At 66.8% G+C, this 17,743-nt stretch carries 14 protein-coding genes; 6 read left to right on the plus strand and 8 right to left on the minus strand.

The window, feature by feature from the left end:
- Positions 1-176: 176 nt before the first annotated feature.
- From HMPREF1137_RS09380 to HMPREF1137_RS09415, 8 genes are all read right to left on the minus strand, one after another.
- A complete protein-coding gene (locus HMPREF1137_RS09380) occupies positions 177-1,280 on the minus strand; it encodes a glycosyltransferase family 4 protein (protein WP_009054782.1) in 1,104 nt (367 codons plus the stop codon).
- A 10-nt stretch (positions 1,281-1,290) separates the two neighbouring features.
- A complete protein-coding gene (locus HMPREF1137_RS09385) occupies positions 1,291-2,631 on the minus strand; it encodes a lipopolysaccharide biosynthesis protein (protein WP_009054788.1) in 1,341 nt (446 codons plus the stop codon).
- Entirely contained in the window at positions 2,628-3,530 is a 903-nt protein-coding gene (locus tag HMPREF1137_RS09390) for a LicD family protein (protein WP_009054834.1), read from the minus strand. The genes HMPREF1137_RS09385 and HMPREF1137_RS09390 overlap by 4 nt, the downstream gene beginning before the upstream one ends.
- A gap of 32 nt (positions 3,531-3,562) precedes the next feature.
- Positions 3,563-4,420, minus strand: a complete 858-nt coding sequence (locus tag HMPREF1137_RS09395) for a LicD family protein (protein ID WP_009054786.1) — start codon at positions 4,418-4,420, stop codon at positions 3,563-3,565.
- A 62-nt stretch (positions 4,421-4,482) separates the two neighbouring features.
- Positions 4,483-5,451, minus strand: a complete 969-nt coding sequence (locus tag HMPREF1137_RS09400; RefSeq protein WP_009054813.1) for a DMT family transporter — start codon at positions 5,449-5,451, stop codon at positions 4,483-4,485.
- Complete coding sequence (locus HMPREF1137_RS09405; protein WP_009054804.1) at positions 5,448-7,277, minus strand: phosphotransferase; 1,830 nt, start codon at positions 7,275-7,277, stop codon at positions 5,448-5,450. Before HMPREF1137_RS09405 ends, HMPREF1137_RS09400 begins: the two co-directional genes overlap by 4 nt.
- A gap of 94 nt (positions 7,278-7,371) precedes the next feature.
- The gene (locus tag HMPREF1137_RS09410; protein ID WP_009054808.1) at positions 7,372-8,925 is read right to left on the minus strand and encodes a DUF2142 domain-containing protein; all 1,554 of its coding nucleotides are present in this window, start codon (positions 8,923-8,925) and stop codon (positions 7,372-7,374) included.
- Between the two features lie 28 nt (positions 8,926-8,953).
- Positions 8,954-10,117 (minus strand): glycosyltransferase family 4 protein, encoded by a 1,164-nt coding sequence (locus HMPREF1137_RS09415; RefSeq protein WP_034497680.1) that lies wholly within the window; start codon positions 10,115-10,117, stop codon positions 8,954-8,956.
- Between the two features lie 99 nt (positions 10,118-10,216).
- On the opposite strand from HMPREF1137_RS09415, the gene HMPREF1137_RS09420 reads away from it, so the two are divergent.
- The 6 genes from HMPREF1137_RS09420 (at position 10,217) to HMPREF1137_RS09445 (ending at position 17,710) form a co-directional block, all read left to right on the plus strand.
- Entirely contained in the window at positions 10,217-11,332 is a 1,116-nt protein-coding gene (locus HMPREF1137_RS09420; protein ID WP_155835421.1) for a glycosyltransferase family 4 protein, read from the plus strand.
- The gene (locus HMPREF1137_RS09425) at positions 11,329-12,318 is read left to right on the plus strand and encodes a glycosyltransferase family 2 protein (RefSeq protein ID WP_009054859.1); all 990 of its coding nucleotides are present in this window, start codon (positions 11,329-11,331) and stop codon (positions 12,316-12,318) included. Before HMPREF1137_RS09420 ends, HMPREF1137_RS09425 begins: the two co-directional genes overlap by 4 nt.
- Positions 12,319-12,422: 104 nt before the next feature.
- Positions 12,423-13,274, plus strand: coding sequence for an NAD-dependent epimerase/dehydratase family protein (locus HMPREF1137_RS09430; protein ID WP_009054823.1), 852 nt, complete (start codon positions 12,423-12,425; stop codon positions 13,272-13,274).
- Between the two features lie 4 nt (positions 13,275-13,278).
- Positions 13,279-15,141, plus strand: coding sequence for a rhamnan synthesis F family protein (locus HMPREF1137_RS09435; RefSeq protein WP_009054819.1), 1,863 nt, complete (start codon positions 13,279-13,281; stop codon positions 15,139-15,141).
- Positions 15,138-16,409 (plus strand): acyltransferase family protein, encoded by a 1,272-nt coding sequence (locus tag HMPREF1137_RS09440; RefSeq protein WP_009054780.1) that lies wholly within the window; start codon positions 15,138-15,140, stop codon positions 16,407-16,409. The genes HMPREF1137_RS09435 and HMPREF1137_RS09440 overlap by 4 nt, the downstream gene beginning before the upstream one ends.
- Entirely contained in the window at positions 16,406-17,710 is a 1,305-nt protein-coding gene (locus tag HMPREF1137_RS09445; protein WP_009054851.1) for an alginate O-acetyltransferase AlgX-related protein, read from the plus strand. The genes HMPREF1137_RS09440 and HMPREF1137_RS09445 overlap by 4 nt, the downstream gene beginning before the upstream one ends.
- Positions 17,711-17,743 lie beyond the last annotated feature (33 nt).

Genomic DNA, 17,743 nt, shown 5'->3' on the forward strand with positions numbered 1-17,743 from the left:
GCAGCCACGGGCGGCAAGACGTGTGCGGGCGGGCAGGCCTCGCGCCGCACGGAGGTCTGGCTGCGGGAGGCTGCACGGAGGTCTGGCGGTGGGAGGCCGCACGGAGGTCTGGCGGCGGGAGGTCGCGCGGAGCAGCCGTGGGCAGGCCTCGCGCGCTCACGCGGAGCTTGGGTGATTCAGGCTTCGATCAGTGACTGCGCGATGCTCGCGTACTCACGCGCCCGGACCGGCCACGTCCACGCGTCGATCAGGCTCGGATCACCCAGAGCAGGCGGGTTCTCCAAGAACGTGCGCAGCGACGCCACGAGAGAATCGACGGTGCGTTCGGGCGTAATGACGACCGGAAGGCCCTGGTCGGCCAGCACCTGTGCGCCCGGAACCGTGAAAGTGACGACGCGGCCGCGCTCGGCCAACGTCTCGAGGAGAGTCGTCTGGAAACCCTCCGACAGGACCGTCGGATTGACGAGGGTGGCACCCGCCAAACGGGAACGTACCTCGTCGGCGCTCACTCGGCCAGGGGCGCTCACGGCATCGGTGAGGCCTCGTGCCGCAATGAGCTCGCGTGCAGCCTCCAGATCGGCACCCGCTCCCAGAAGCTCGCCCGTGACCTCCAGGCCGCTGGAGCGTAGCTGCGCCACGGCCTCGATAAAGGTGTCCCATCCCTTGCCCGGCACCATGCGACCGACGAAGACCAGGTGATGGGGGCGGTCCTTGATCGGCTCGTCGTGAGGCGTGGGGGGTGTGATCGCGTTGTAGAACACGCCTGCGTCGACGCCGCCGAGGCGCGATGCGAAGGCTGCGGCCTGTTCGGACACGCCCAGCACGCGGTCGGCGTGGCGCAGGACGTAGCGGCCCATGGTCACGTCCACCATGCGTGAGGCCGGAGCGATAATCGGCGAGGAGGATGCGACGAATCCCGAGCCGTGCTCGGTGTGGATGACCGGGATGCCAGCCTTGCGTGCTGCGCGCACGCCCACGAAGCTCATGGGGAAGAAGCGCGTATGGACACTTACCACGTCAATGTGCTTGGCGCGCAAGAAGCGGGCGATCGAGCGGGTTGCGCCCACGGCGGGGAAGCTGATGATGTCAGCGACCGGCAGATAGCGCTTCTTCGTTCGGATGTCGACGTGTTCTTCAGTGCGCTGACCCGGCTCATCCGAAATGGTCAAGACGTAGACCTCGTGGCCTAGCTGCGCCAGTGACACCGACAGGTGATAGATGTGCGACTCCAGGCCGCCCAGACGCGGAGGGTAACTGTTGACGACGAACGCGATGCGCATAGGGAATCCTTCAGTCGGTAGTGGGCTCGGCGCCGATGGGCGCGCGGCGGGTGGGGATCAGCATGACGGCGGTGAAGAGGAGGGCAAGCAAGCCCATGGTGGCGGCGTAGGCCAGCGACGCGCCCATCATGGCGTAGGACCGTGTGAGCGCGGGTGCGATCAGGTATGCGGTCGCGCCGGTCACCGCGAACACTGCCAGAACAGCATGCAGGCGACGCATCGTTGCCAGGGCGTAGTAGAGGATGACGCTGGCCGCGTTGAGTGCGCCCGCCAGGACGAGGACCATGAGCTCGGCGACGTAGCCCGACACGTCCGTGCCGAAGACGAGGGTCAGCAGGGGAGAACCGATCGCGTAGGTGACAGCGGCGACGATGACGAACGCGCCGGCCGTCGTCAGCAAGCCCTTACGTACGATGGCGAAGAACTCACCGCGCTTGCCCTCGGCCCAACGCAGCGCCATACGTGTGAGCAGCGGGCGGAACACGAAGAGCGAGAGCATATTGATTGCGACCGCGGGCATGTAAATGATCGCGAAGACTCCCAGCTCCTCGTCGCCGAGCGCCGCATGAATCGCGAAGCGCGGCGCGTTCGCCAGGTACTGGTTGAGGAAAGCTGCGAGGAACAGGGGGAGGCACTCCCACAGGATTCCCGCGATGCCTCGGAGATTGAACGAGGGAAGAAGGGGGAAGACACCCCGCGCGGGCAGCCCGTACGCCACGACGAGCACGACGCAGGTGACCGCGAACGTGATGAGTGTCGAGGTGAGTAGGTCCTGGGTGAACCAGTAGAGGCCCGACCACAGGAACGTGGTGGTGAAGATGCGGAGGAAACATGCCTTGCCCGCGATGTCGAGGCGGCCCGCGCGCTGGAACTCCGAGTAGTACACGTCCTCGAAGGCGTCGAAGATGCGCAGGAGCGCCATTGCGGCGATCACCGTGAACGCGGGGTAGGGGTCCTTCGTTGACGCGTTCCACGAGTGGTAGGCGATGAGGCCGACCATGACCAGGCAGGTCAGCAGGCGTGTCGACAGGTAGGTGCCGAAGTCGAAGCGACGCCGCACGTCCGTCACGTGGAAGGTGCGCACCTCGTACAGGCCGACCGTCTGATACTGCTGGCCGATCGCCAGCGCCAGCGTGAACAGTCCGTACTGGGCGCGTGCGAAGGAATCCGTGGCCCCCGATCGCATGATTGCCACACCCATGATGACCACCGCGAGACTCGACATGAGCGAGGCCGCCGTGTTCCACAGGTAGTCACGCCCCAGCTGGCCGCGCGACTCAAGGGCCTCCTCGGTGGCCTCGACCTGTGCCTCGTCGGAGGGGGACGAGGCCGTGGTGTCCTTGTCGTTCACAGGTCGCCGCCCTCGGTCGGTGTGTCGAGGCCGGGGTCATGGGGGCCAAAGACGATGCGATACGGCTCGTGGGTGACGCGATCCTCGGGCTCGGGAATGCGCATGTAGTCGCCGTAGCCTCGCGTCAACACGACGTCGTAGGCAGCGGGGATACGCACGGTGATGTCGTCGAAAGGAACGGAGCGCGCGGGGAAGAGCTCGGCTTCCGACGCGCTCCAGCGACGAGGATCGCGCGTCGAGAAGTCGCCGTAGAGCGTCGTCCCATCCGCAGCCTTGACGGGGTTCTCGCGGCCCTTGAGGGCGGCGCGCAGCCAGCGGCGGTAGAGCGAGGCCTCATTCACGCGCAGCGCGCGCATCCCCCAGTGTGTGCACGCCATCGCCGCTGCGGCAAGCTGCTTGGCAGGGGTGGGCAGGCCGGTGGGCGGGGTGGGGATGGAGCGCAGGAACATGAGGCGCGCCCACAGCCACGTGCCGCGCAGCTGCGCGCGGAAACGAGCCGGGTCCTCGGCGATCTCGTCCAGGACGAACAAGTCGACGCCGATCGGCATGCGGAATGGCCTGTCCTTGGCCACCTTGGAGATGAATTCCGAGCCTTTCAGGCCCAGCACCCCGAAGCTAATCGGGTAATCCGAGTGGGACTCGGGGGACACGATGACGAACTCGTCTCGCAGGAGGGTGGGTGCCTCGGAAATGAAGCGTTCATAGTCCGGGCGGGGCATGCACACGTCCCCGTCATCGTCCCATGGGATAAAGCCCTGATGGCGTACGGCCCCGATTGCCGTCCCACCGTAGGCGACGTAACGAATGTCCAGGAGTGTGCAGACGCGGTCGATCTCGGCCAGGCACCGCTTGGTCACGCGCTGAATGGCTGCCAGGGTTGCGGAATCAGCTTCGCTCATGAGGGTCCGATCATCAAAGAGGTACTAGAGAACTACAGGAGAGAGTCGTAGGGGCCAAAGTCGATAAACGCGGGCGCGTGGTTGTAGCGCTTGTCCTCCGGCGGCAACTGCATGTAGTCGCCGTATCCGCGCCGCAACAGCGTGTCGTACTCATTCTGGATCATGACCGTGATGTCCTCGAAGGGCACGTCGCGGGTCGGGAAAAACTCCTCCTCGCGAACGATCCAGTTCTGCGGGTCGCGCATCGTGAAGTCGGCGTACACGCCCGTACCAGTCCCCTCGTAGCGGCGAACCGCCTTCTCCCAGCGGGCCTGGAGGCTGCGCGGAGTGGCACGGAATGCCTTGAGGCCCAGGTGCGCCGCGGTCGTCGCCGAATAGATCAGCGCCTTCTTCCACGCCGGGGGATTGATCAGGTACGGGCGGGGCGTGCCCTGCAGGAACAGGAGGCGCCCCCACCACCACGAGGCGCGCGACATCTGACGGAACGCCTTCTCGTCCTCGGGAATCTCATCCAGGGGCAAGATGTCGAGGAAGAACGGCATGCGGTACGTCGAATCGCGCGCCGCCTCCGGGACGAGAAGCGTCCCCGGCATCACCATCTTCGTGAACATGAACGGAAAGTCCGGGCACGTGCGGGTGTTATCCAGGCGGAAACGCTCATCCATGTGCTTGGGTGCTTCGACGAGGAAACGCTCGTAGTCTGCGCGCGTCATCATCACGTCGATGTCATCGTCCCACGGAACGAAGCCGCCGTGGCGAATCGCGCCGATCGCCGTGCCGCCGTAGACCGCATAGGAGACCCCGATCTGTCGGCACACCCGGTCCAGCTCGGCCAGGATCAGCGTCAGGAGCTTCTGGACCTTGCGCAGGTCGTAATCGGGTGTCGTCATCAGTCCTCCGAATGTGACAAAGCGGGTGAGCGCACGTGCGCTCACCCGCCATTGTCTCACGGCTACTGGCCGCTGACCTTCTCCGTTCGCTTGGGAAGCAGGTCACCCCAGTTGGAGGTGGCCGCCAGGACCGTGCCCACGAGGATCACGACGCAGCACACCACCTGGGTGGCCGTGGGCACCGTGCCCTGCAGGACGAGAGCGAAGATGATCGCCCACGCCGAGTAGGAGATGTTCAGGGCCATGCCGCGCGACGCACCGATCGCCGACAGGGCCTTGTAGTAGAAGAGATACGAGGCAGTGCCCGCCAAGCCGGCCAGCGCCACGACGCCCGCCGACAGGTGAGCCAGCGAGTGCAGCGTGAAGCCAAAGACGCCGGCGATGGGGGCCACGATGAACAGGTACACGACCGCCGAGGTCGTCTCGCGGATCTGGAGGGCCACCTCGTTATCCACGGCCTCGTCGCGCATGCCCCACGTGAGGATCACGGCCTCGGAACCCCAGCCAATCACGCAGGCCAGCGCGCCGATCACGCCGAGCACCGCATTGCCGCCCTCGATCGGCTCCGACGTCGCCGACCAACCCGTCGCGACGATGGCCGCGAGGGCGACCAGGAGCGCTGCGATCTGGCGGGGCGCCATGCGCTCCTTCAAGAGGATGAAAGCCAACAGGGTGCCGAGCGCCGGGTAGAATGTCGAGATGATCGCGGTCAGGCCAGGGCCGATGTTGTCGATAGCGATCAGGTAACCGCTCATGCCGATCGGGCCGCCCAGCAGAGCCGCCGCAATCACCGACTTGCCCGGGCGCGTGCGCAGCGCCGCCCAGGTGTCCTTCAGACGACCACGAACCGCCATGTACACGAGCAGAATCACGGCGCACGCGACGTCGTGCAGGACCGCGCCGGCGAGCGCCGACTGGCCGAAGTCGGCAAATGGGATCATGGCCAGCGCAATCGCCAGCACGACCGTGTCGAGGCCCCACAGGACGCCCGAGAAGAAGCCGTAGCGCTTGCCTCCGTGCTGAGTTTTCATGCCAGTTCACCTTCCGTGGAGATCTGAGTGCTCGAGGCGGCCTCGTAGGCTGCGAGCAGGGAATCGAGCGTGCGTGTCGCGTGCGAGTAGTAGATGTAGAGCCATTCGCCGACGTCGTCGCCTTCGGCCTCCTTGACCAGCGCCCACAGGTACCAGCACCAGCCGGCGAACACCTCGTAGGCGAAGAAGTGGCGCGCCTCGCGCTCGGAGGGGGCGTGGCCCAGGTAGTACTCCAGGGCGGCGGCCGCGCGCTCGCGGGTCATCTCCGCCGTGCACACGGTCATCGTGCCGAAGTCGGCGGCCATGTCCGACATGCCTGCGTACTCCCAGTCGATGAGGCTGATCTTTCCGTCCTTATCCACCAGGAAGTTCGGCGGGAAGAAGTCGTTGTGCGAGGGGACTTTATCGAAGCCATCCGCGTCAGCGAAGGCCTTCAGGCGCAGGACCTTGTCGCGCAGCTCAAAGTATCCGGGCACGTCGATGGGGCCGAAGGCCTTGAGGAGGCCCTCGTAGCGCAAGCCTTCGGTGACAAAGTCGAAGGAGCGGTCCAGCACGCGACCGGAGGTGTGCAGAGCGCGGTCCATCTCCATGGCCGCCTTGAGCTCCTCGGGGCGGGTGACGTCCAGGTTGCGCACGTCGCGCACGAAGCGCGAGATCTTCCAGCCCGCTGCGGGGTCACCCGTGAGGAAGGTGTCGTCGATGCCGAGCTCTGCGGCCAGGCGCAGGCCGGCGAACTCCGCGCTGCGGTCCACGATCTTCTCCGTGCCGATGCCCGGGTGGCGATACACGTACTCCTCGTCGCCCACCGTGAAGTGGCACGACAGGTTCGTGATGCCCTGCTTGAGCGGGTAGAAGTCGCGGATGTCCGACTTCTGACAGCCCAGGGTGGCCACAATGTGGTCGAAGACCTCCGAATCCACGTTCTCCATGAACAGGGGGTCGAAGCTGCGCAGCTCGTCGACCGAATCGAACTCGTGAATGACCCCGTCCGGGTAGCGGCGGATCACCATGTCGAACGACTTGATGTGGTCCAGGTAGATGGACTCCCACAGCTTCGAGACAGTCTCGGGCAGGTGATAGACCTGTTCGAGGATCTCGCGGAACTTGGCGGAAAAGACGCGGTCGAAGTAGACGTGGCCGAGCATGACCCACGCGTCGGCGCCGCCAACGGTCGCGCCCGTGATGCGGTCGCCCGGACCCGTCTTGATGCACCACTCGTCGGTGGGGCCCTCGACGTAGTTCGCCGAGTAGTAGGCCTTGTAGACGTAGGGCTCGAAGGGGTTGGTTGTGAAGTAGTCGTCCGAAGAGCACACGTAGGTGTTGTCGAGGCGGTCCTTGACGAGCCAGAGGGAGCCGTTGTTGTTGCGGGTGGCGTACTCGCGGTTGACGATGATGTCGACGCCGTACTTGTCGGCCAGGTAGAAGAAGTATTCCTTCTTGTAACCAACGATCAGCGCGATGTTGGTGATGCCGGCTTCGTGGAGCTGGCGGATCTGACGCTCGACGAGGATCTCTCCGCGCACCTTGAGCGTGCCCTTGGGGCGCTCGTAGCTGATGGGAGCAAAGCGCGAGGACAGGCCCGCGGCCATGATGACGGCGCCCGTGACGCGGTAGGGCTCGAGGGCCTCGCGGCCCGCGTCGGTGATCGCGCGCTCGTCGATGTAGCCGGCGGCCTCGCACTCGCGGGTGGCGGTGTTGACGCGCCCCAGGCTCATGCCGGTGGCCTCCGACAGGGCCCGCTGCGTGAGGGGAGAGCCGGCCGTGGCCAGTGCGTTCAGGATGTTGAATTGGGGCTCGCTGAGCGTGCCGACGTTGGTCGTGGGCATGCGATCACCTTTCGTTCACGGAGGTCACCTAAGTGCTGCATGTTCGAGCGTAGCACTACTGAGTTGATTTGTGAACGGTTTGGGTGTGAAGTGTCTATCGACGAGGCTCGGGCGCCTTTTCGGGGGAGCGTTGCCATAGGACAACGGCTAGGCCAATCGCGATTGCGCCAGCGACAGAACCAAGGATCCATGCGGCCATTGGGCCGATCGGAGCCGTTGGCCACCACCACTCGTTCCCGGCACTCAGGTTGCGCGTCGACAGGTCGATGGGCATTGCGTGAGCCGTGCGCCCGAACGCGTAGCGCTCGATGACGAGGTAGAGCGCCCGGGCGTTGGTGAGTGCCCACAGCGCCGCCACGAGGCCCGTGCCTACGCGCCCGACGATGCTGGTGGGGAGGCGGAATTCCTCGCTGCCCACGCGCCACCCCGCCTCGTCCGCGCGGGCGGGGGAGGGAGCCAGAAGCATGAGGAGGAATACCGCGAAGAGCGGCAGCATGTAGCGCGGCTGGTAGGTGAGGACGTTGTTGAAGTGTCCGCGCAGGCCAATCACCACGGGAACACCCGTAATTGCGCCGGCCACCGTGATCGCCGACAGGGCCTTGCGCCAGGACAGTGAGCGCAGCGACCAGCACAGGACCGCGACGACCACGACGGAGGCGCCGTAGGACACGGTGCCCTGGTAGGACACGTCGTTCCACCCCGGCCCCAGCAAATGGCCGACGAAGCCACGCAGGTAGTTGGGCAGCGCATCCAGGTTCTGCATGAGAATCTCTCGCCGACCTGCGGTCATGACACCCTCCTGCGCCGTCGCCAGGTTTGCTGAAACGTTCGTCGAGGACATCACTCGCACACCGATGACCGATGCCGCGCAGGCCACCACGGCCTCGGGAATGATGCGCTTACTCAGCGGCACCGCGAAGGCCAGGGCGACCGTGATGACGAAGAGGAAGAAGGCGCTGTCACCGCGCGACGTGCAGGCCATGACTGCGCCTGCCACAGCGCAGGCGATCAGGCCCACCCGGTGCGCCCCCACCGAGCGCGTGGCCGCCAGCAGGCCGGCCGCGAACACAAAGGTTCCCGTCATCGCCCACGACGACGGGTTCATGCCGGCGACGAAGTAGAAGCCCATCGGCAGCCACGCGACCGTCACGGCGACGCTGATCGCGCGCTTGAGACCCGAATCAGCCAGGGCGATGATCGCGCCGATCAGACCGATCGCCAGCAGCGTGTTCACCGTTCGCAGCGCCAGCACCGCGTGGCTCGTCGAGTGCTGAACGAAGAGGTGGGCGAACTGGTAGTAGCCCCACGGGTAGTTCCCGTCGTCCCAGCGCAGTGTCGGCGCCAGCTCCTCGTCCGAGGCGTTGAGGGCGCACTGCGCGGAATTATTGTGGTCGAAGGCGTAGCAGGTGACGTATTCCTTGGCCAATGACTGTGGCACCATGACGGCCTTCTCGCCGTCTTTGGTGGAAATCTGGCAGCCGGTCTCGTCCACCGGGGGAGGGCACCACATGGAGCCAACGTGGAAGTCCTCGTCCGGGGAAGAACCGACAGGGGATGCCACGACCCACGCCAGCGAGGCCACAATCGCCGCGGCGACAAGGATGAGCGCGGCGACAAACGTGCGGCGCTGCGACGCTGACGTGGGCATGCGGCGGCCTCCTTCGGGTGCGGTCGACTCAGGAACGGGCAGCGGCGCGGAATGCCTCGATGTGGACGGAAGCGGCGCGGGCCCACGTGAACTCGTCGGCGCGCGGAATCGCGGCGGCCCCGAGCGCCTCGCGGCGAGCCGGGTCGTCCAGCAGCTCCGTCAGGGCCGAGGCAATGGAGTCCGGGTCGATGTCGCAGTAGGCGACGGCGTCGCCGCCGACCTCCGGCAGGGAGGTCAGGCGGGTCGTCAGCGTTGCTGCGCCGCAGCTCATTGCCTCCAGGACCGGCAGGCCGAAGCCCTCCGCGATCGAGGGGTAGGCCAGGATGACGCAGCCCGACAGGAAACCGGGCAGATCCTCGAGGGGCAGGTAGCCGGGGCGCAGGACCGTCAGGTGTTCGGGAACCGAGGCCAGGGCCGGGTCGATGTCCTCGTCCCACCCCTTGCCACCGGCCAGCACGAGGGCCGGCGGATTCGGACGGTCCGAGACAGCCTTCACCCATCCGCGCACCAGGTTCGGCACGTTCTTACGGGGCTCCAGCGTGCCCAGGAAACCGATGTAGTCGCGGCCCTCCAAGCCCAGGGAGGCCTTGACGCGTTCGCGCTCGGCGTCGGAGACCGGGTGGAAGATTGAGCGATCCACGCCGTGGTAGGCCACGTAGAACTGCGAGGGGTCCCCGCCCGCGTATTTGATCGTCTCGTCGCGCGTGGCCAGAGAGGGCACCACGAGGGCGTCCGCCCGGCGGATCGCGCGGCGGATCGCCGCGGTGAAGAAGCGCTGCTTGAGACGCGAGTGCGCCTGCGGGTGCGAGAAGAACGTCGCGTCGTGCAGCGTGATAACGACCGGAACGCCCGGGAACTGCGGGGACGTGTAGTGGGGGGAGTGCAGGACGTCGGGGCGTACCTTGCGGATGAGCTTAGGCAGGCCCGTCTGCTCCCACGCCATGCGCGCGGGACGGGACTCGAAGCGCTGCGCAATCGGGATGATGCGCGCAGAGGGCAGGCGTGTCGCGAAGTGCTCGGCGTCGCGCTCCTGGACAGCCATCGTCAGGTCCACGCCCTGCTCGACCAGCTCCGGCACCAGGTCATCCACGTAGCGGCCGACGCCGCCCAGGTCTGCGGGGATCGCGGTGCCGTCCAGCAGGACGCGGATTGGATGCGAGTGAGAAACGGAGTAGGCCACGATCATCCCCATTGGGTCGGGAGCAACAACTATTCCCCTTATCGTATGCCATTTTGCGGCTGCTCATACTTTTGTTACCGCCCCCGCGCGCCCGTGAACTACCCTGGACACATGAGCGTCAACGTTGGAATGGTCGTCGAGCAAATGTGGCAGCCGGTGCCCGGAGGGTCCGGCCGGTACATCGTCGAGGTCGCAGCCCGCCTGGCAGACCAGGACGTGCGCGCTATCGGTATTGCCGCGCGCCGCAGAAAGGACGAACCCACCCCTGACGAGGTGGGCCTGACCATCCCCGTGCTCAACTCGGCGCTGCCGCGCCGCGCGCTGTACGCCGCCTGGGATCGGCTGGGTACCCCCAGCGTGGATCGGATGCTCGGCGTCGGATCGGGCGGGGGAGCGCACGTCGTGCACGCGACCACGTGGGCGATTCCGCCGACCTCGCGCCCCCTGGCCGTCACCGTCCACGACGTCGCCTTCCTGCGCGACCCCGACCACTTCACGGCCCACGGATCCGCGTACTTCCACCGCGCCCTCGAGATCACGAGGAAGCGCGCCGACGCGATCATCGTGCCCTCGCAAGCCACCGCCGACGACTGCATCGAGGCAGGCCTAGACGCCTCGCGCATCACCGTCATCCCGCACGGCCTGAGCCACACCCCCGTCACCGATGTGCAGGTCGACGAGTTTCGCGCGCGCCACGGCCTGTCCCGCCCCTACATCCTGTGGGTGGGCACCCGAGAGCCCCGCAAGAACCTCCCCACCCTGCTGGCGGCCTACGAGCAGATGCGCGGGACCGACCTCGACCTCGTCCTCGTGGGACCCGCCGGATGGGGAACCGACCCCACCGACGCGCCGCTTCCCGCCGGGCGCGTTCACATCCTCGGACGCCTGGACGACACCGACCTGGCCTGCGCGTACGCGGGCGCCCGCGTCTTCACCTTCCCCTCGATCTGGGAGGGCTTCGGGCTGCCCGTCCTCGAGGCCATGGCGCACGGAACACCCGTCGTGACCAGCGTGGACACCTGCATGGCGGAGATTACGGGCACCGATGCTGGCCTTCTCGTGCCGGCCACCGACGCCTCGGCCCTCGCCGAGGCCCTCGAGACTGCCGCCGGAAGCGAGCACGACCGTCTCGCCGCCGCCGGTATCGAGCGCGCCCGCGACTACACGTGGGAAGCCTCCGCCGCCGCCCACGCAGCCATCTACGCGTCCCTGGCGGGTGGCCAATGAGGGCGCGCAGCGCGAGGGTCATCCTCGTCAACTGGAAGAACGCGCCGCTGACCCTGCGCGCCGCCCACTCGATCGCCCCGCAGATGGGGGAGGGGGACCACCTCGTCGTTGTCGACAATGGATCCGACGACGACTCGCTCATCGTCCTGCGCGAGGGGCTTGACGAGCTGCGCGGCGCTGCCGATCCCGCGCGCGTCTCCCTCGTCAACGCCGGGACGAACGACGGCTTCGGCGCCGGTGTCATGGCAGGAGCGGCCGGCCTGAGCGAGGATGCCGTCGTCCTGCTCAACAACGACGCGACCGTGCGCGACGGATTCCTCGACGCGCTCCTGGCGCCCCTGAGCGAGGCCGTGGGTGCTACGACCGCGCTCATCCTCCTGACCGGCACCTGGCGTCCCTCCACCCCCTCCGACACGCAGTTCCTCGTCGCCCGCGACGGCAGCCGCTGGACGCGCGTCGCCGACGGAGATAGCGGCGGGCAGGTACTCATCAACTCCACCGGCAACGAGGTCGATCACGCCGGCAACGGCTATGACCGTTCCTGGCTGGACCCCGCTGACTCCCCGATGCCCGCGCCCGAGGTCTTCGGCCTGTGCGGCGGCGCCTGCGCGATCGACGCCGACGCGTGGCGAGCCGTCGGGGGAGTACGCACCGACCTGTTCATGTACTACGAGGACACCGACCTGTCCTACAAGCTGCGCGAGGCCGGGTACGAGGTGCGCTTCGTCGCCGGCGCCGTCGTTGACCACGAGCACGCTGCCTCCTCGGGCACGTCCTCGCCCATGTTCCTGCGGGTCAACGCGCGCAACCGCATCATCGTCGCCGCCCAGCACGCCCCCTGGGGCGTCGTTGCACGCGCCATCACCCGCTCAATTGCTCGGGCGGTGCGCTCGGGCGGACGGGGGCCGGTCGCCCGCGGAGTCTTTCAGGGGCTCCTCGCCCTGCCTCGCGCGCTGCGCCACCGCACCGCGCAGCGTCCCCGATGATAGGGGAGTCGGCCTCGTGGACAAGGTCGGGGCCGGTGGGTGCGTCACGGCACACAACGCGGGGCGGAGCTGCGTAGCGCCTACGCCTTGATAGACTGGCTGACATGGTGAAGACTGTCCTCGTTACCGGAGCCGGTGGCTACATTGGCCGCCACATTGTTCACGCCCTGCTGGAGCGCGGCCTCGACGTCAGTGTCGTGGACTTCCGCCTCGACGGTGTCGACGAGCGCGCGCGCCGCATCGACACCCAGATTTTCAGCGGTGACGCTGATATTTACGACCAGCTCGGACGCCCGGACGTGGTCCTGCACCTCGCGTGGCGCGACGGCTTTGTGCACAACTCGCCGGCCCACATCGAGGACCTGCCTGCGCACTACCGCTTCATCGAGAACCTCCTCGAGGGCGGCTGCACCCACCTGGCCGTCATGGGTTCCATGCACGAGGTCGGCTACTGGGAGGGCGCCATCGACGAAAACTCCCCGTGCAACCCCGCCTCGCTGTACGGCATCTCCAAGAACGCGCTGCGACAGATCACGTCGCTGCTGACCGCCAAGCACGGCGCGACGATGCAGTGGCTGCGCGGCTACTACATCGTCGGCGACGACGCGCACGGCTCCTCGATCTTCTCCAAGCTCCTGGCCGCCGCCCAGGAAGGTAAGAAGACCTTCCCCTTCACCACGGGCAAGAACCTCTACGACTTCATCTCCATCCAGGGACTGGCCTATCAGATCGCGGCCGCCGTCTCCCAGGACGAGGTCAACGGCATCATCAACATCTGCAGCGGCGAACCCATGAGCCTCGCCGACCGCGTCGAAGCCTACATCCGCGAGAACGACCTGGACATCACCCTCGAGTACGGGGCTTTCCCGGATCGTCCCTACGATTCGCCCGGCGTGTGGGGCGACGCCACGAAGATCCGCCAGATCCTGGCCACCGTCGACGGCACGGGGGAGTAAGGCCGTGAAGCGCGCCGGTATTTTCCTGTTCTTTGATCCCCAGGGCCTCGTCGACGACTACATCGTGGAGTGCCTGACCTCGCTGCGCGAGTACCTCGACGAGATCCTCGTCGTCTCCAACTCTGCCCTGGACGACACCGCTCGTGAGCGCCTCCTCACGGGCGCCACCGAGGTCTTCGAGCGCGAAAACACCGGCTTCGACGTGGGCGGCTACCGCGACGGCATCGCCCGCTTCGGCTGGGACCGCCTCGGCCAGATCGACGAGTTGATCCTCTTCAACTACACCTTCTTCGCGCCCGTCAACCCGTGGAAGAACCTCTTCGACCGCGTTGACGCCGCCGGAGCGGTGGACTTCTGGGGCATCACCGAACACGACGAGGTGCGCCCCCACCCCTTCCTGGCAGCCACCCGCATGCCGCGCCACATCCAGTCCCACTGGATCGCCGTGCGCAACCCGCTGCTCAGCTCCCCGGACTTCCGCAAGTACTGGGACGAGATGCCCCCGATCCGCTCCTACAACGACTCGATCCAGTGGCACGAGTCGCGCTTCACGGAGTACTTCGGCAACCTCGGCTACACGCACGTCGTGGCCTACCCGCGCGAGGACTACCCCTCGCGCAACCCCGTCTTCGACAACGCCTCGATGCTGCTCGCGGACGGCTGCCCGATCCTTAAGCGCCGCAACCTCTTCCACGACCCGCTCTACCTGGACCGCCACGCGATCATTGGCGCGGACATGCTGGAACTGGCGGAAAAGGCCGGCTACGACACCGACCTGATCCTCACGAACCTCGCACGCACCTCGCGTCCGCGTGACCTCGTGACCAACGCGGGCCTGACGACCGTCATCTCCCCGCGCGCCGACCAGGCCACCCTGGACGCCGCCGCCTCCCTGAAGGTCCTCGCGGTCGCACACATCTTCTACGCCGACATGGCCGACGAGATCCTCGACCGTCTGAGCGTCCTGCCCGCCGGCTACCACCTGGTGGCGACGACCTCGAACGAGGAGAACAAGGCCCTCATCGAGGCGCGCGCCCAGGAACGAGGCGTGGACGCCGACGTGCGCGTCGTGTCCTCCAACCGCGGCCGCGACATTGGCGCGTTCCTGGTGGATTGCAACGACGTGCTCACCTCCGGCGAGTACGACATCGTTGTGAAGATCCACTCCAAGAAGTCCGTCCAGGACGACTACAACGCCGCTCAGCTCTTCAAGGAGCACCTCTACGACAACCTGCTGGCCTCCTCCGATCACGTGGCCGGCATCCTCGCCGAGTTTGCCGCCCATCCGGGCCTGGGTATGGCGATCGCGCCCATGCCGCACATGGGCTACCCGACGATGGGCCACGCGTGGTTCGCGAACCGCCAGCCCGCCCGCGAGTTCGCCAAGAAGGTCGGCATTACCGTGCCTTTCGATGACCACCAGCCGCTGGCCCCCTACGGCTCCATGTTCATCGCGCGCCCGGAGGCCCTGTCCCTGCTGACCGGCGCCGGCCTCGTCCCCGAGGACTTCCCGGAAGAAGGCGGCTACAAGGATGGCTCCCTGGCACACGTCATCGAACGCCTCCTGTCCTACGCGGTCCTGTCGCGCGGCTACTACGTGCGTCCCGTCATGACCCCGAAGTGGGCGGGCGTGTACTACGGCTACCTCGAGTACAAGCTGGCGGCGACCTCCTCGATGATGCCCGCCTTCGCGATCGACCAGGTGCCCTTCCTCAAGGCGCGCATGGGCACGGTTCCGAACCTGCTGGGCGCCGTCAAGACCAACATCATGGTGCGCACGCCCGGATTGGGGAACGCGCTCAAGCCGGCGTACCGCGCGGCCCGCGGAGTCGCCCACAAGATCCGATCCATGAAGGGTGAGCGATGAGCCTGGCCTCCACGATCCGGGCTGCGGCCCCTCACACGCCCCAGTCCGTCGCGCAGGCATTCAACTCCAGGTCCAACTCGATTGGGTTTTTGCGCTGGCTGATGGCCTTCATGGTCATCTTCTCGCACGCTGGCCCGATTGCCGGTTTCTACGGCGGCGAGGACCTGGGCGTGCAGATCTCCAAGGAGCAGTCCATCGGTGGCGTCGCCGTCGCGGGATTCTTCTTTTTCTCGGGATTCCTCATCACGCGCTCGCGCATGGGGCGTGCGACGATCTGGCGCTACATGTGGCGCCGTGTCCTGCGTATTTTCCCCGCCTTCTGGGCGGCCCTGCTCTTCACGGTCGGCATCCTCGCGCCGATCGCCTACTGGCACACCTTCCATAACATTTCCGGTTACCTGCACCCGGCCACCGAGTCGCCGCTCACGTACTTCGTGAACAACATGTGGCTGAACCTCGGCCAACGTAACATCGCCGGCATGGGCGAGAACCTGCCGTACTTCATCCTGCACGGCGCGCGCGACTGGAACGGCTCGGCCTGGACGCTCATCTACGAGTTCAAGGCCTACATCCTGGTGGCGATCCTGGGCCTGTTCGGGGCGCTCGCGAACCGCAAGGTGGGCGGCGCTTTCGCCCTCGTGCTGATCGCCCTCAATGCGCTGCAGTGGATGGGCGCGGGCCAGGTCGCCAACGTCAACTACCTGCTGCGCGACCCCTACATGCTGATGTTCATGGGCCCCTTCGCTTTCGGTATGCTGTTCACGCTCTACGGCGACAAGATTCCCATGGACTCGCGCCTGGCGTGGGGCGGCCTCATCTTCGGCGTGCTCTCCTACGCGTCGGGCGGCTGGAACATTGTCGGCCAGTATGGCTTCCTGTACTTCCTCATGTACCTGGCGATTCGCCTGCCCCTGCAGAACTGGGAGAAGCACGGCGACCTGTCCTACGGCATCTACATCTACGCGTGGCCGATCATGGCGTTCGCCGCCTACTTCCACCTGCAGGATCGCGGCTGGATCGCCTACCACCTGACGGTCGTCGTGACCGTGCACATCCTGGCCTACCTGTCGTGGCACCTCATTGAGAAGCCCGCGATGAGCCAGAAGAACTACCTGCCGCGCTGGATGGACAAGCTCATCGAGCACTTCCGTCCCACGTACGAGGCCGTGGCTCGCCGCATTGTCACGCCGGCCCTGTCCTCGACCAGGATCGCGACGGTCATGGAGGCCGAAGAGGCCTCCGCGCGCACCGAGGGGGAGAGCAAGTGAGCGAGAAGAAGGCCGCCGGCCAGTTCAAGGAATCCGAGTCCGGTCTGCGCGACGTCTCCTTCGACGAGGGCGTGCCCGCGGGCTCGTGGAAGCATCGCCTCCACTACGTGCCTCTTGCCATTCTCCTTGCGGGCGCGTGCGCGGCCACCGGCGTGGGCACGTGGTACAAGGCCACCCACCCCGCTCCTCAGCCAGCTCCGGCACCCGCTGCCCAGGCCTCGTCCTTCGCGCGCACCACGCCCCAATCCCTGCCCGAGGTCTGCGCCCCCACCCCGCGCGCCGACGTGGGTCCGTGGACGCCCGGCGTGGCCGGCACCGCGGGCTACCTGCCCACGGACGCCGCCCAGGCCTCGTTCGAGCAGTCCATGACCGGCGTGACCACCTACGTTGAGGGCCGCGACGGCTACCTGTTCCTCTCTGACGTCTTCAACGCGAACTTCTCCCAGGCACTGGGCCGCGTGCGCCCCACCTCCGAGCAGGTGAGCGCGTGGGACCGCTACATGAGCGGCATCGAGACCGCCGCGAGCGAACAGGGCGCGACCGCGCTGTTTGTGCCCGCCCCGGCTACCTGGGATGTCTACTCCGACAAGCTGCCCCAGTGGGCCGACCCGCTGATGGGCACGACCTCCCTGGATCTCATGCGCTCGGCGCTGCCCACCCACGCGTGGGTGGATGTGCGCGAGAGTCTGCGCGAGGCCCGCGAGGGGAGCGAGGCCCCGCTGTACTCGACGGTCAACCCCCACTGGTCGCCCTACGCCGCGCACGTCGCGTGGAACCAGACGCTGTCCTGCCTGGCCGCGGTCAACCCGCAGCTTGAGGGGCTGCCCTCCCTGACGCCCTCGGGCACAACCGGCGTGGACGCCCCCAACGAGTACGAGGCCCTGGGAGCCCCCGCCCAGACTGGTCCGTGGGCGATTCCCACCTACGAGCAGGACCCGGGCAACGTCCACCTCCTGCAGCTGGAGACCCGCGACGATCTGGCCGACACCGCCGCGCGCCTGGCCGAGGTCACAGGTGCCCCCGAGGTGTCCCTGGCCAGCCCCGTCGACTTCCAGAACAAGCCGGCGCTCACCTATAACCCGAACGGACGCGGCACCGCGCTCATCGTGCGTGACTCCCAGGGCAACAACCTGGGACCCGACGTGGCCGCGACCTTCGAGTACACGATCCAGGTCGGCCATGGTCTCGACTCTGAGCAGCCGACGGACGTCGCCGCCCTCATCGAGGCCTATAAGCCCAGCGTCGTGATCGTAGAGTTCACGCAGCGCTACCTCGCGCTCACGCCGGCCGCCGCCAAGTAGAATAGATTTCCTGACCACGACAGAAGCGATGGG

Origin of the sequence: Actinomyces sp. ICM39 (genome assembly GCF_000282935.1) — a bacterium.
Taxonomy (GTDB): domain Bacteria; phylum Actinomycetota; class Actinomycetes; order Actinomycetales; family Actinomycetaceae; genus Pauljensenia; species Pauljensenia odontolytica_B.